Origin of the sequence: Enterobacter sp. KB-280D8 (genome assembly GCF_041399405.1) — a bacterium.
Lineage (GTDB): Bacteria > Pseudomonadota > Gammaproteobacteria > Enterobacterales > Enterobacteriaceae > Enterobacter > Enterobacter cloacae_N.
In genome coordinates this window covers 306,232-318,489 of sequence record NZ_JBGKEC010000001.1, presented here as the reverse complement: position 1 = coordinate 318,489, position 12,258 = coordinate 306,232, and the positions used below count along the sequence as shown (strand labels likewise).

At 53.0% G+C, this 12,258-nt stretch carries 10 protein-coding genes; 5 read left to right on the top strand and 5 right to left on the bottom strand.

What is annotated here, in order from left to right; genetic code table 11:
• Positions 1-29: 29 nt before the first annotated feature.
• Both AB8818_RS01615 and uspF read left to right on the top strand, forming a co-directional pair.
• Entirely contained in the window at positions 30-551 is a 522-nt protein-coding gene (locus AB8818_RS01615) for a LuxR C-terminal-related transcriptional regulator (RefSeq protein WP_192981391.1), read from the top strand.
• A gap of 530 nt (positions 552-1,081) precedes the next feature.
• Positions 1,082-1,516 carry a universal stress protein UspF gene (gene uspF / locus AB8818_RS01610; RefSeq protein WP_116340182.1) on the top strand — a complete coding sequence of 145 codons (435 nt, stop codon included), beginning with the start codon at positions 1,082-1,084 and terminating at the stop codon, positions 1,514-1,516.
• A gap of 66 nt (positions 1,517-1,582) precedes the next feature.
• On the opposite strand, the gene AB8818_RS01605 is transcribed toward uspF, so the two are convergent.
• Both AB8818_RS01605 and dcp read right to left on the bottom strand, forming a co-directional pair.
• Complete coding sequence (locus tag AB8818_RS01605) at positions 1,583-4,165, bottom strand: EAL domain-containing protein (protein ID WP_163329608.1); 2,583 nt, start codon at positions 4,163-4,165, stop codon at positions 1,583-1,585.
• A gap of 273 nt (positions 4,166-4,438) precedes the next feature.
• Complete coding sequence (dcp, locus tag AB8818_RS01600) at positions 4,439-6,472, bottom strand: peptidyl-dipeptidase Dcp (RefSeq protein WP_316387209.1); 2,034 nt, start codon at positions 6,470-6,472, stop codon at positions 4,439-4,441.
• Positions 6,473-6,614: 142 nt separating this feature from the next.
• Here dcp and ydfG point away from each other — a divergent pair, with 142 nt between their 5' ends.
• Both ydfG and AB8818_RS01590 read left to right on the top strand, forming a co-directional pair.
• Positions 6,615-7,361, top strand: a complete 747-nt coding sequence (ydfG, locus tag AB8818_RS01595) for a bifunctional NADP-dependent 3-hydroxy acid dehydrogenase/3-hydroxypropionate dehydrogenase YdfG (protein WP_192981395.1) — start codon at positions 6,615-6,617, stop codon at positions 7,359-7,361.
• 91 nt (positions 7,362-7,452) lie between these two features.
• Positions 7,453-8,139 carry a GntR family transcriptional regulator gene (locus AB8818_RS01590; RefSeq protein ID WP_028013010.1) on the top strand — a complete coding sequence of 229 codons (687 nt, stop codon included), beginning with the start codon at positions 7,453-7,455 and terminating at the stop codon, positions 8,137-8,139.
• A 33-nt stretch (positions 8,140-8,172) separates the two neighbouring features.
• Here the strand turns inward: AB8818_RS01590 and AB8818_RS01585 are convergent, their stop codons facing one another.
• Positions 8,173-8,604 (bottom strand): universal stress protein, encoded by a 432-nt coding sequence (locus AB8818_RS01585; protein ID WP_116340191.1) that lies wholly within the window; start codon positions 8,602-8,604, stop codon positions 8,173-8,175.
• Between the two features lie 288 nt (positions 8,605-8,892).
• On the opposite strand from AB8818_RS01585, the gene ydfZ reads away from it, so the two are divergent.
• Entirely contained in the window at positions 8,893-9,096 is a 204-nt protein-coding gene (ydfZ, locus tag AB8818_RS01580) for a putative selenium delivery protein YdfZ (protein ID WP_028013008.1), read from the top strand.
• A 43-nt stretch (positions 9,097-9,139) separates the two neighbouring features.
• Here the strand turns inward: ydfZ and AB8818_RS01575 are convergent, their stop codons facing one another.
• Both AB8818_RS01575 and AB8818_RS01570 read right to left on the bottom strand, forming a co-directional pair.
• Positions 9,140-10,603: a mannitol dehydrogenase family protein gene (locus AB8818_RS01575; protein ID WP_192981397.1), complete on the bottom strand. Its 1,464-nt coding sequence runs from the start codon at positions 10,601-10,603 to the stop codon at positions 9,140-9,142.
• 219 nt (positions 10,604-10,822) lie between these two features.
• Positions 10,823-12,190 carry an MFS transporter gene (locus tag AB8818_RS01570; protein ID WP_192981399.1) on the bottom strand — a complete coding sequence of 456 codons (1,368 nt, stop codon included), beginning with the start codon at positions 12,188-12,190 and terminating at the stop codon, positions 10,823-10,825.
• Between the last annotated feature and the right edge of the window lie 68 nt (positions 12,191-12,258).

Genomic DNA, 12,258 nt, shown 5'->3' with positions numbered 1-12,258 from the left:
CTGTGTTTTGAAATGTTCTGGTTATGTTTATGCCTCACATGATTTTGACGAAAGATGTTTTTTTGAATAAAGCGTTGTCTGTCATCCTTCAGCAAGCGCCCCCCAGCAGAAAGGTTTGCATTGTAGATATTGAATCATTCAGAAGCCTGGGAGCCATCTTCAACTTACTGAAAAGAAAGAAACTGACGGAAAAACATCAGGTGATCTTCATCGGTGGCAAAGATGTCAGTTCAAGAGTCCTGGAGCCACTGGTGACGATCTACAGAAAATCGTGCTTTATGGAGTTTCGAAAGCAACTCACTAGCGGACGGATACATTCTCCTGAGTATGCGTTGAACCACATAGCGCGCTGCAGGAATCTCAGCATGCTTTCAGACCAGGAAAAAAAGACTCTTTTCGCCCTGCTGGATACTGACGATACCAGTGCTGCAGCAAGGAAAATTCACCTATCCCCTAAAACTATCTATACCTACACCAACAATATCGGGCACAAACTTAACCTCAATTCGATACTTCAGGTCAGGCAATTTATTCATTCTGAATTCGAATAGCCGTTGCGAAAACCGGGCGCTGGGCCCGGTTCTGTTATTTACTACGGTGACTTTATGTACTTAACCCGCAATTCTCCAGCATCGGTACAAACTTCGGAAAGTGCCCGCGCCAGTTGTGATACAAAGCCGCCTTGTTCGACAAACCCCAGCCAACCATCATCCGTGACATCTTCGTCAACAGACAGGAGTCACACCCTGCCGTGTAGCTCCCGCCCAAAATATGGGCAAATAGCTGCTCCGCTAATGCGGCGCATTTCATAAAGAGGTGCTGGTTTTAGCCAGACATTTCATCATTCCGTCGTAAGGCTAAGCTGCTCGCTGCCCATAAAAAAGGGACATGCGCCGATCAAGGCTGAGCGCCAGCTCGCCCATAAAGCGAGAATGTACATAGTCACGACGAAATGCCAGGCAAGTTTGACTGCACAAATACTACAGAACAGAAATTTGTACCCGTTATGACACGTTGCTCTCTGTTTTCCTGAAATTAACGGTCTAACCTGAACTGTGTAAAAAACACTCAGGAGGGACAAATGTACAACTCTATTTTGGTTCCGATTGACATTTCCGAGGATAGCCTGACCCACATGGTTATCCCGTTCGTTCAGGCACATACAGCACTCAATACGGCCAAAGTCCATTTTCTAACTGTTATTCCCTCGCTACCCTACTATTCATCTTTAGGGTTGGCATACTCAGTGGAAATGCCGAAGATAAAAGAGTTCCAGCATGCGGCCTTAGCAAAACTGGATGAAATTGTTAAGCAGTTCAAAATTCCTCCAGACAAGATACAGACTCATGCCGTGACGGGATCCCCTAAAGATCAGATTCTTAAGCTCGCTGACACAATCGGCGCTGACCTGATTATCATCGCATCCCACAAGCCTGACATATCAACGTATCTGTTAGGCTCAAATGCTGCAGCAGTGGTGCGGCATGCTAAATGTCCGGTACTGGTCGTAAGATAGAAAACCGGGCGAGAAGCCCGGTTTTTTTCGTTGATGCTTCCCTGAGTCAGGGCTGAAAAAACGCGTTTAAACACTCAGTACGTTCGCATTTAAATTGAGATCGGCAATGGCAGCCGGTTTTCCAAGCAGGTAGCCCTGAACCTCATCGCACTTATTTTTTTTCAGGAACGACAGCTGTTCGATGGTTTCCACCCCTTCTGCGGTTATCTCCATCGAATAGGCTTTACCCAGATCGATAATTTTCTCGACGACCGACTGGTTCTGCGGTGAATCGCCTAAAGCAAAAATAAAGCTTTTGTCGAGCTTGAGGCCGTCAAACTGAAACTTCCGAAGATAGCTCAGAGACGCATAGCCCGTACCGAAATCATCAATCAGAATGCGCACGCCCATTTTTTTAAGGGCCTTCATGGTCAGCAGCGTTTGTTCAGGATCGGAAAGCGTGACGTTTTCAGTCACTTCAATTTCCAGACGGTTGGGCTCAAGCCCTGTTTCATGGAGGATCTCTTTTATCCGTTCAGCGAGATCGCTTGCCTGGAATTCAATAGCAGAGATGTTTACGGATACCGATAGTCCTGGTAATTTACCTTTTGTTTCTACACACGCTTTACGAATAACCCAGTTGCTGAGGCTAATAATTAATCCTGTTTCTTCAGCCAGCGGAATGAACCGATCGGGCATTATGGTTCCTCTAACCGGGTGCTGCCAGCGCACAAGCGCTTCCACGGCATCTATTCGGGAATATCTGAGGTTATAACGCGGCTGGTAGAGCAGGCAGAGCTGGTCTTCACGAATTGCCGTCTTCAGTTCTAATTCCAGCTTCCTGCGTTCGGTCAACTTTTCTGACATATCCGGACGATAATAGACCCATCTGTTTCTGCCGGATTGTTTAGCCTGATAAAGCGCAATATCCGCATAGCGTAGAAGCTCGTTTGCGCTGCTGCTATCGCGCGGAGCCAATGCAATCCCCATGCTGACGCCTATTGTCACCTCATTACCTTCAATGGAGAAAGGACGGTTAAGTTCCTGCACGATGCGTTGACACACCTCTTCAATACGATCTATTTGGCTGGTGTTGCCGAGGAGCAGCATAAATTCATCTCCTCCCTGCCGTGCAACAAAATCACCGTCACGAATACAGCCCTTAAGTCGTGACGCGACTTCACCAAGCAGGGCGTCGCCCGTGGAATGCCCAAATATATCGTTGACGGGCTTAAACTTGTCTAAATCGAGGCAAATCATTGCAAAGGGGCTCGCGTTGACGCCTTCTTGAGCTAACTGGCCCGCCAGAAACTCCTTGATGTGGTACCGGTTCGGGAGCCCCGTTAATTCATCATGGCGGGAGAGAAACTCCACGCGTTTTATTGCCTCTACTTCCAGAGAGACATCCGTTGCCGCCCCGCGTAAAACTACCGTTCCATCAGCCTGAGCAGAAAATTTTGCCAAAAGCGTGCAATAAGAGGTGGAGTGCTGATTATTGATATAAGGACAGTTCCTGAATTCAAAGCGTCCTGTTAATTCCCGATGGCTGACACAATCACGAAGCAGGTCTCCTGTTGAAGGAAAGAGTTCATCCAGCCTGCGACCTATCCATTTGCTGTTTTCATATCCCGTAACAGTGGAAAATCGGCCTGATAGCCACGTTATAGTTAACGATAAATCTGTTTCCCAGAACCAGTCGCTGGTTGTTTCGCTGACATCCCTGAATCGTTTTTCACTGGTGATAAGATTCAACCGTGCCTGCTCAAGGAGAAAGGCATTTTCGTCATGAATTTTCGCCTTGTGCATAATATGACGCATGAGAATTACCGTCATCGTTATTGTAAGCAGTACGGAAAGAATAAGTAACGGCAGAAAATAGACGATCAACGCCTGGCCGGGATTTTCGCTGTCCCAGATAATCCGCACATCACCCTTCTGGGTGCTTAATGTTAATTCCGTCCGATCGTTTATTTTAGAAACCAACGAGTTGGGTAAAATACGAACATTTTTAATGGCGGCATCATGCCCCATCGTGAGAAGTTTTTTAGCCGTTAATTTATCTACAAACACCATTGCCGAAGGCCGGCCCGGTAAGGGGTGTACACTGGTATCATCGCCCGTTGTTATCCATTCAGCAGATACAATGGCAGGCATGGAATCAATTAGCGTTAGTACAGAAACCGGCAATCCCTTATTTTTGCTCAGTTCGCTGAGTAAACGGTCTTTTGTCGATGTACCTAACCAGCGCTCCAGTTCTTCCTGTTTCAGTTTCCCGTCAATCACGCTGTAGCGCGTGGTGCCTTCCGGGGAGAGGACAAACGCGCCCTCATAGCCAAAGTTGTCATACAGCGACTTGCCCAGATTCTGCTTGTCCCATGCCCAGTGCGTATCCATTTTCTGATGGAGGTGTTTGTAGGCATCGCCCCACTCTGCATAGTCTTTCAGATGACTGCGGATGCTCTCCTGGCGGGCCTCTAACGCTTTTCTTAATAAAAATTCGTCATGCTTGTCGCTGATTTCATTAACATTATTTTTTATTACCAGCAAAGATACTATTGCCGCCGCAAAAATACCGACCAGCAACGTTACAACATAGGTAAAGGTTTTATTTATCAGCCTTTTAGATTGCTCGACATCCGTAAAGCCAGAGGTGGTCAGAGGTAGGGTCATCATTCGCCTTCTTAACTGCTATAACGTCAATTTTTTCTCATCTTCATTTATCGGCATAAAAAGGAAAAAATTTACAGTGAAAAACACACCTTAAATCAGCGTTTATTTTTATAACCCGGACAATTTTAATAAAAGGCGCTATTCGTGATAAAGATAATTGCACCGCGTATATTCTGGAAAAGGTCGCTGATATTTATTGAAATAGCAGAAGAAGATAAAGGAGATAAAAAAACCGGGCTTCGGGCCCGGTTCTGTTTTCACCCAAACATGACGCTATTCGCTCAATCCGCGATTCTCCAGCATCGGTTCAATCTTCGGATCGTGCCCGCGCCAGTTTCGATACAGTTCGGCTAAATCAGCGCTGTTGCCACGAGACAAAATCGCCTCACGGAACGTTTGCCCGTTCTCGCGGGTTAAGCCCCCCTGCTCTACGAACCACTGATAGCCATCGTCCGCCAGCATTTGCGTCCACAGGTAGGCGTAATACCCCGCCGCGTAACCGCCGCCAAAAATATGGGCAAAATAGCTGCTGCGATAACGCGGCGGTACGGCGGGCAGATCCAGCCCCTCTTTTTTCAACGCCGCGGCTTCAAATTCTTCAACGCTCGACACGCCCTCGCTGATGCCGTGCCAGTTCATGTCCAGCAGCGCCGCGCTCAGCAGCTCCGTCATGTCATAACCCTTGTTGAAATGGGTCGCGTTGAGCATGCTTTCCCGCAGCGCGTCCGGCATCGGTTCACCGGTTTCGTAGTGACGGGCATAGTGGCTAAACACCTGAGGATGGCTGGCCCAGTGCTCATTGATTTGCGACGGGAATTCAACGAAATCACGCGGCGTATTAGTACCGGACAGCGTAGCGAAGCGCTGGCTGGCAAACAGACCGTGCAGAGTATGGCCAAACTCGTGGAACAGGGTTATCACGTCATCCCAGGAGAGAAGCGCGACGCCGCCGTTACCCGGCTTTTGGTAGTTGCAGACGTTGTAGATCACCGGACGGGCAGCAAACTCGAAGGATTGCTCGATAAAATTCCCCATCCAGGCACCGCCCTGCTTGGAATCGCGGGCAAAGAAGTCGCCGTAAAACAGCGCCATGCCCTCACCGGTGTGGTCGAAAATTTCCCAGACCCGGACGTCCGGGTGATAAACCGGAATATCGAAACGTTCCACAAAACGAATGCCAAACAGCTGGCTGGCCGCCCAGAATACGCCATCATGGAGCACAGTATTGAGCGCAAAATAGGGTCGAATCTGCGATTCATCGAGGGCGTATTTCGCCTGGCGCACGCGCTCGGCATAAAAGGCCCAGTCCCAGGCCTGCGCGGTGAAATCGCCCTGCTCGTCATCTATGATCTTCTGAATATCGGCCTGCTCGCGCTCTGCACGGGCACGCGCCGCGGGCACAATCCCGCGCATAAAGGCCAGCGCGGCGTCTGGAGTTTTCGCCATCTGGTCGGCGATGCTCCAGCTGGCGTAATCTTCAAAGCCGAGCAGACGGGCCTGGCGCGCGCGCAGCGCCGTAAGACGCAGGATCAATGCGCGGGTGTCGTTTTCATCCCCTTTCTGGGTGCGCGTCCAGCCGGCGTTGAACAGATTTTCACGCGTCTGGCGATTGCGCAGCGCCGCTAGCGCAGGCTGCTGTGTCGTATTCAGGAGCGGGATCAGCCAGCGGTTGTTAAGCCCTTTTTCCGCGGCGGCCTGCGCCGCGGCAGCAATCTCTGCTGCGCTGAGGCCTTCAAGCTGGTGCGCGTAATCCACCACCAGCCCGCCCGCGTTGTTGGCGGCCAGCAGGCGCTGGTTAAACTGGCTGGTCAGGGATGCGGCCTCGGTATTCAGCGCCTTCAGCTCGGCTTTTTCCGCTTCTTTCAGGCGCGCGCCGGCAAGAATAAAGCGCTGATACGTCTCTTCGACCAGCCGACGGGATTCGGCGTCCAGCGCGGCGCGGTCCTGCCAGACGCTCTCGACGCGGGCAAAAAGGATGTCGTTCAGCCAGATGTCGTTCGCCAGCGCGGCAAGTTCGGTGGAGAACTGCTCTTCCAGTTCCTGCAGATACGCATTGGTGTGCGCGGAGGTCATGGCGAAGAAAACGCTGCTGACGCGCGCGAGCATGAGGCCGCTTTTCTCCAGAGCCAGCACGGTGTTAGTGAAGTCTGGCGCAGCGGTTTGAGAGACGATCGCGTTTATATCCGCACGCTTCTGACGAAGCGCTTCATCGAAGGCCGGACGATAGTGCTCGTCTTTGATGGTATCAAAATGGGGTGCCTGATAGGGCAACAGGCTGATGTCAAAAAAAGGATTCGTGGCCGTCATCTTTCACTCCTCAGAACGGGTATCCTCCCAGAGTAGGCCAGGCCGCCATCGCCTGCAACGCCGTCATACAAATGTTGCCTTAACGCACCCTCTGCGACCGTGCTATGTTAGTACAACACAAAAAGCGTTGAGGAACAGTGAGATGATTATTTTAGTTACCGGGGCAACGGCGGGTTTTGGTGAAAGCATCACGCGTCGCTTCGTCGCCAACGGACACAAGGTTATTGCAACCGGCCGTCGTCAGGAGCGCCTGCAGGAGCTGAAGGACGAATTAGGTGACAGCATCCTGACCGCACAGCTGGATATACGTAACCGCGCGGCCATTGAAGAGATGATTGCTAACCTGCCGGCAGAGTGGCGCGCCATCGACGTGCTGGTCAACAATGCCGGTCTGGCGCTGGGCATGGAGCCTGCCCACAAAGCCAGCGTTGAGGACTGGGAAAACATGATCGACACCAACAACAAAGGGCTGGTGTACATGACCCGCGCGGTGCTGCCGGGCATGGTGGAGCGCAACCGCGGCCACATTATCAACATCGGTTCTACCGCCGGGAGCTGGCCTTACGCGGGCGGTAACGTCTACGGCGCAACCAAAGCCTTTGTTCGCCAGTTCAGCCTGAACCTGCGTACCGATCTGCACGGCACCGCCATTCGCGTCACCGATATCGAACCGGGCCTGGTGGGCGGCACCGAATTCTCCAACGTGCGCTTCAAGGGCGATGACGCGAAAGCGGATAAAACCTACGAAAACGCCAACGCGTTGACGCCGGAAGATGTGACCGAAACGGTCTGGTGGGTGGCAACGCTGCCAAAACACGTCAACATCAATACCGTGGAGATGATGCCGGTCAGCCAGAGTTTTGCCGGACTTAGCGTCCATCGTGGCTAACTATGCCCTTCCCGGCCTGCGGGCCGGGTCTGTTTCGGGTTGTAAAAGAATGGTAGTATGTTCAGGCTAACTCTCTGAGAACTGACAACTCATGGCCGCTGAATCGCAACTCAATCCCACCCAGCCCGTAAACCAGCAAATCTATCGCATTTTGCGACGTGATATTGTCCATTGCCTGATCCCGCCGGGAACGCCGCTTTCTGAAAAAGAGGTCTCCGTGCGTTTTGACGTGTCCCGCCAGCCGGTGCGTGAAGCGTTTATTAAGCTTGCTGAGAACGGCCTGATTCAGATCCGCCCGCAGCGCGGCAGCTACGTGAACAAAATTTCACTCTCTCAGGTGCGCAACGGCTGTTTCGTCCGCCAGGCGATTGAATGCGCGGTGGTGCGCCGTGCTGCAACGCTTATTAATGACAACCAGTGTTACCTGCTGGAGCAAAACCTGCATCAGCAGCGCATTGCGATTGACCGTAAGCAGCTCAACGATTTCTTCCAGCTTGATGACGAGTTTCACCAGAAGCTGGCGCAAATTGCGGACTGCCAGCTGGCCTGGGATACCATCGAGAACATCAAGGCCACCATTGACCGGGTGCGCTATATGAGCCTCGATCACGTCTCCCCGCCGGAAATGCTGCTCCGACAGCATCACGATATTTTCAGCGCGCTGGAAAAACGCGACCCGGACGGCGTGGAAAAAGCGATGACGCTGCATCTGCAGGAGATCGGCGAATCCGTGCAGCTTATTCGTCAGGAAAATAGCGAGTGGTTTAGCGAAGAGTGATATTTGCCGCCCCATTCGCGGGCGGCGTTGTGATTAGCGAACGACTAACACCGGGATGGTGGCGTAGCGCAGAATAGATTCTGCATTTGATCCCAGCAGATGGGTAGTGATGCCCGGATTTTTCGACCCGATGACAATCACGTCATATTCCCCCTCTTTGCTCAGTCTGATAATTTCATCGCGGACGTTACCAAAACGAACCAGAGAGTGAATATTCTCCGCAGAGATATCGAACAGTCTTTTTAACGCGTTCATTTTCTTCGCGGATTCCGCGGTCATATACTCTTCAAACTTTTTAATATCGGCGTTGAATCCTCGCAGCAGAGACCGGCTGCTGGCTGGCAGAATATTGACCAGGGTAATCGACGCGCCCTCAGCCTTCGCGAGGTTAGCCGCGTGGCGAACCGCTTTGTCGCTCAAATCCATTTCAAACACGTCAACAGGCATCAAAATCTTCTTATACATAAGCCTGACTCCTTATTCCGATGAAGGGTTATTTCCTGTACCCAGAATGGCATCGGGAATATAAACCAACCCTCAACGCTTCCTCTTCGAAACTATAAACAAATGAAAATAACGGTCTGCTTTGTAAATTGCTGTCGTTAACCGTCAGCACCCCACGGAATAAAGAAAAAAGTGTGAGTTTGATCAAAAACAAAAACATAGCTGGCAGACAGGCGTATTTATAGTGCCCCGTGAACGGCAAAAGCTGTAATAGCGCCGTAACGGATAGTTTAGAGAGGAGAAAATACCATGATGACATACGACCGTAACCGCAATGCAATCACCACCGGCAGCCGCGTCATGATTAGCGGCACCGGCAAAACCGGCGTGATTAAGGCAATCCACAGCGACGGGCTCGATGCCGCGCAGGTGCGCCGTGGCAAAACGGTGGAAGTGGAAGGATGCGAAGGTAAGTTCGAACCAATTGAACTGATTCGTCTGGGTATGCACTAAATTGTGCGCCAACATGCCGCCGCGAACGGCGGCATGTGTTGAATTACAGATGTGACACGCACTCCGCCACCGTGTTCTTTGCCCCCTTCTGCAGCAGCGTCAGATATGCGCTCATCACGGCGTCTGTGAAGGCTTTTTCTCGCGGCAACTCTTTCCCAAAAATGGACTCAATGCCGAGCAGCGCGTTAACCCGGTTTTCCCCTTCGGCACTCCCTTTCACCGCCGCCTGAATCACCGCCAGCTGCGGGTCGCTCACGTCGATGGCATTACCCTGCTCGTCAACGCCGCCGACATAGCGCATCCACCCTGCCACACCCAGCGCCAGGAGTGGGAAAGGCGTCTGGTGCACCAGGTGCCAGCGTACGGAGTCCAGCATACGCTGCGGAAGCTTCTGGCTGCCGTCCATCGCAATTTGCCAGGTGCGGTGACGCAGGGCCGGGTTGCTGTAACGGGCAATCAGCAGGTCAGCGTAGCGTTCTAAATCGACGCCCTTCACTTTCAGGGTCGGCGCCTGCTCGTTGAGCATCAGCGCGTGGGCGGCGACGCGGTAGCTCTCATCTTCCATACAGTCGTTGATATGCTGGTATCCGGCCAGATAGCCCAGGTACGCCAGGAACGAGTGGCTGCCATTGAGCATGCGCAGCTTCATCTCTTCAAACGGGATCACGTCTGAAACCAGCTCGGCGCCCGCTTTTTCCCACTCGGGGCGCCCTGCCACAAAGTTATCTTCGATCACCCACTGGCGGAACGGTTCACAGGCCACCGCCGCCGGATCGCGCACGCCGGTCAGCTTTTCGATTTTATCCAGCGTATCGGGAGTAACCGCCGGCACGATACGATCCACCATGGTTGACGGGAAGGTGACGTTTGCCTCGATCCAGTCCGCCAGCTCGCCGTCTACCGCCCGGGCGTATGCGCAGGTCACGTTGCGCATCACGTGGCCGTTCTCCGGCATGTTGTCGCAGGACATCACGCTAAACGCAGGCAGACCCGCCGCTTTGCGACGCGCCAGCGCTTCCACCACTACCCCCGGCGCGGATTTCGGCTGGTGCGGGTTTTGCAGGTCGGCGACGATAAACGGGTGATCGAGCATCAGTTGCCCCGTCGCCGGCGAGTGGCAGTACCCTTTCTCGGTGATGGTCAGCGAAACAATCGCCACCTGAGGTTCACACATCGCTGCCAGCACGCTCTCCAGCCCGTCAACCTGCGCATGCAATGCCTTTTTGACTACGCCAACCGCGCGGGAGGTCCAGGCATCGGCAGACATTTCCGCCACGGTGTAGAGATTATCCTGCGCGTTCAGATCGGCAATCTGCTGCTCGCCACCAATCAGGTTAACCTCACAGTAGCCCCAGTCGCTGCTGTGTTCAGCCGCGAGGATATCGGCATACACCGCCTGATGCGCGCGGTGAAATGCGCCGAAGCCTAAATGTACAATGCGTGCTTTAAGACTGTCGCGATCGTACTGAGGCAGCGTCGCGTTGGCCTGTAATAAGGTGTTTTCCATGATTAAGACTCGCTAATTAGTAAGCTGGGGATCGCTGCCGCTCCTTCTGAAGCGGCAGCGTCTGCTGACTACACCAACTAGAATGGCAGTTGGGGTAAAAAATAACTGCCATCAACCATACTGATACTGCCGTTTGAGATTTTGATTTATATTAACTTTTGCTCATGTGGTGTGACATAAATAAAAAGTTGTGTGATAAGTCACGCAAGATATAAACCACTAGCGTCGCGTGGAGACCGCACTGTAGCCCACGTTCTCTTTTGGCGCGGCCTCCGCTGCATCTTCCGCCGCGCTCAAATCGCGGTCGCGTACTTCCGGCATCAGGAACGCCGAGACGAGGCCGATTGCGGAATAGGCCACCAGCATGGCAACGATCGGCCACCAGGAGCCGGTCATGTTGCAGAAGATCCCCGCCAGAACCGGACCAAAGCCCACCGCTACCAGCCCGCCCGCTTCTTTAGAGATAGCCATGCGGGTAAAGCGATTCCGCGAGCCAAACATCTCCGCCATGGTAATATTTTCCAGCGCAAACAGCCCCAGCACGGCGAAATTATGGATAACGATGATCGAGAGCATGATTGTCCCCGGCGCATAGCTTTTATCGACGATAATCGACAGCATCGGGTAGGCCAGAATAATGGCGGAGATATTGAGGATAATGTACGGCAGCCTGCGCCCTACTTTATCCGAAAGCCAGCCCAGCAGCGGGATGGAGATAAACCCGAGAATGGAGCTTATCATTAGCGCATCGGTGGGAATCGCTTTATCGAACAGCAGCGTCTGGACCAGATAACCCGCGAGGAATGTCTGGATCAGCCCCGAGTTGCCCGCCTGACCAAACCGCAGGCCGGTCGCCAGCCAGAAGGATTTACTTTTCACCATTGAACCCAGCGAGGTGTCCGGCTGCACGGTTTCTGCATCGTTCACTTTCTCAAACACCGGGCTCTCCTTGAGGTTCATCCGCAACCAGATGGCAAAGATCATCACCACGACACTGGCGAGGAACGGCACGCGCCAGCCCCAGGCGAGCAGCTGTTCACGGTCGAGGGCAAAGAACATAATGGCCCAGATCGCCGTGGCGCTCAGCGTTCCGCAGTTTGTACCCATCGCCACCAGCGAGGAGATGATGCCGCGCTTCCCCTTTGGCGCATACTCCGCCAGCATGGTCCCGGCCCCGGAGATCTCTGCCCCGGCGCCCAGCCCCTGAATAATACGCAGCGTCACCAGCAGTACGGGCGCAAAAATGCCGATTTGCGCGTAGGTCGGCAGCACGCCAATCAGCGTGGTGCATATCCCCATCATGGTGATGGTAATGAACAGCACCTTCTTACGACCAATGCTGTCGCCCATTCTGCCAAAGATAAAGGCCCCGACGATGCGCGCAATATAGCCAGCGCCGTAGGTGCCCATCGCGAGGATCAGCGCCATCGCGGCGGACTGTTCCGGGAAGAAGATCTCATGGAAGACCAGTGCGGCGCCCAGCGAGTACAGCTGGAAATCCATAAACTCCAGGGCGGTGCCCAGCCAGCCGGAGACGGCGGCTTTCACCAGATCGGAGGTGGTTCTTTGAGGTTGTGCTTGCGTCATAATGGCTATCTCTAAAAGGTAAGATGCGTACCACCAGAGCCTGTCTGCGCAGGCTCTTAACCGCGTAT

Excerpts from the sequence above, each read along its gene's own strand:
- AB8818_RS01590 (WP_028013010.1), top strand. The coding sequence starts at position 7,453 with ATGGCCGCTGAATCGCAACTCAATCCCACCCAGCCCGTAAACCAGCAA.
- AB8818_RS01570 (WP_192981399.1), bottom strand. The coding sequence starts at position 12,190 with ATGACGCAAGCACAACCTCAAAGAACCACCTCCGATCTGGTGAAAGCC.
- AB8818_RS01615 (WP_192981391.1), top strand. The coding sequence starts at position 30 with ATGCCTCACATGATTTTGACGAAAGATGTTTTTTTGAATAAAGCGTTG.
- ydfZ (WP_028013008.1), top strand. The coding sequence starts at position 8,893 with ATGATGACATACGACCGTAACCGCAATGCAATCACCACCGGCAGCCGC.
- ydfG (WP_192981395.1), top strand. The coding sequence starts at position 6,615 with ATGATTATTTTAGTTACCGGGGCAACGGCGGGTTTTGGTGAAAGCATC.
- AB8818_RS01605 (WP_163329608.1), bottom strand. The coding sequence starts at position 4,165 with ATGACCCTACCTCTGACCACCTCTGGCTTTACGGATGTCGAGCAATCT.
- AB8818_RS01585 (WP_116340191.1), bottom strand. The coding sequence starts at position 8,604 with ATGTATAAGAAGATTTTGATGCCTGTTGACGTGTTTGAAATGGATTTG.
- dcp (WP_316387209.1), bottom strand. The coding sequence starts at position 6,472 with ATGACGGCCACGAATCCTTTTTTTGACATCAGCCTGTTGCCCTATCAG.
- AB8818_RS01575 (WP_192981397.1), bottom strand. The coding sequence starts at position 10,603 with ATGGAAAACACCTTATTACAGGCCAACGCGACGCTGCCTCAGTACGAT.
- uspF (WP_116340182.1), top strand. The coding sequence starts at position 1,082 with ATGTACAACTCTATTTTGGTTCCGATTGACATTTCCGAGGATAGCCTG.